Genomic DNA, 1,170 nt, shown 5'->3' with positions numbered 1-1,170 from the left:
GTCACGACCTCAAATCCGGTAACTGTCAGATGAAGTCTGAGTTTCTACACATTATCGGTGCGTTGCGAATGTGCGATGGCCTGCCCGCAGCCTATGGCAAGTTCGAGCATTGCTCTGAAGAAGCAGACTCTCTCGATATTGAGTTTCGCTTGCCATCGAACGAGTCTGGCCGGTTCTACGCGAACCTAGGCGAGTTTGTCGCTCGCAATGGCTCATTGGGCAAGGGGCAATTCCCGAGCAACGTATACATTGTTGAGCTCTGTTGGGCAGATAGCGATGACATCGAGCCTCCGGCGATTAAGGCGCTCAGGCGCGTCTGCCGGCTCATCGAGCTGCTTGCACTGCTAGCGATCGGTGTCGACAAAGACAGCAGCCAAGATGGTTTTAATCTGTTCTTTGCCTTGCCTCCCGATGGGGCTAAGCCTCCGAGAACTTTTCTGTTACCTACCCAGGTTGACGTCAAGGTCCTTGACTATGAGCTCAATCACCTGAGCTTGTTGGAAGAAATACTCAATCGAAAAAACGAAAATAAGGCACACCTCTCCGAACGAAAATTAATGATTCGGATGGCGGTGGCTAGCGTCATCGAGAAGTTTGAGAGCGAGCCCAATCTGTTCTTGGTGATCGTGCGGGAGTGGCGGGAGGTCCTCGCCACATACCGCGCTAATCTGCAAACCTACGTCTATAGCTTCTCGTTTGAGCGGGCCCGGCGGGAGGTGGCCCAAGCTGAAATCGACTATGGCACGAAGCTTAGCGGGGTGCTGGGCGACATCGCCGGCAAGATGCTCGCCCTGCCGATATCGCTAGCGGGTTTGGTCGTGCTGGAGAAAACAACCTCAAGATTCGAAGGTTTTATCCTTGTCCTTGGGTTGGCAGCGGTTTCTGTGGTTCTGCTTGCAATCCTTCACAACCAAATGCTGCAAACGGAGCGCCTCCTACACAGCTTCAATGTCATTTTCGATGATTTCAAGGACAAGATAAAAACATATCCCCCGAAACTTCAGGGGCTGCTCAGGATCACCATCGATCAAGTCGACAAGCAAGGCCTAACCCTCACCAGGACCTTTCGGTTGCTGAAGGGGTTGTCCCTGCTTCCAATCGTCGGTGCTTTGCTGCTAGGGAAACTCTGAAAAAGACTTTCTGATTTGGCAAAATACCGCGACCCCACCC

Annotated in this window: 1 protein-coding gene; it reads left to right on the top strand. The window is 52.6% G+C overall.

The window, feature by feature from the left end; all coding sequences use genetic code 11:
- Positions 1-29 precede the first annotated feature (29 nt).
- Complete coding sequence (locus KL786_RS29265; protein ID WP_252193900.1) at positions 30-1,130, top strand: hypothetical protein; 1,101 nt, start codon at positions 30-32, stop codon at positions 1,128-1,130.
- The last annotated feature ends 40 nt before the right edge of the window (positions 1,131-1,170 follow it).

Origin of the sequence: Pseudomonas sp. TAE6080, assembly GCF_018732265.1 — a bacterium.
Classification (GTDB): domain Bacteria; phylum Pseudomonadota; class Gammaproteobacteria; order Pseudomonadales; family Pseudomonadaceae; genus Aquipseudomonas; species Aquipseudomonas brenneri.
The sequence above is the reverse complement of the archived record's forward strand: the minus strand, read 5'-3'. Positions and strand labels throughout refer to the sequence as shown.

Coding starts and splice junctions, on each gene's coding strand:
- KL786_RS29265 (WP_252193900.1), top strand. CDS start 30: ATGAAGTCTGAGTTTCTACACATTATCGGTGCGTTGCGAATGTGCGAT.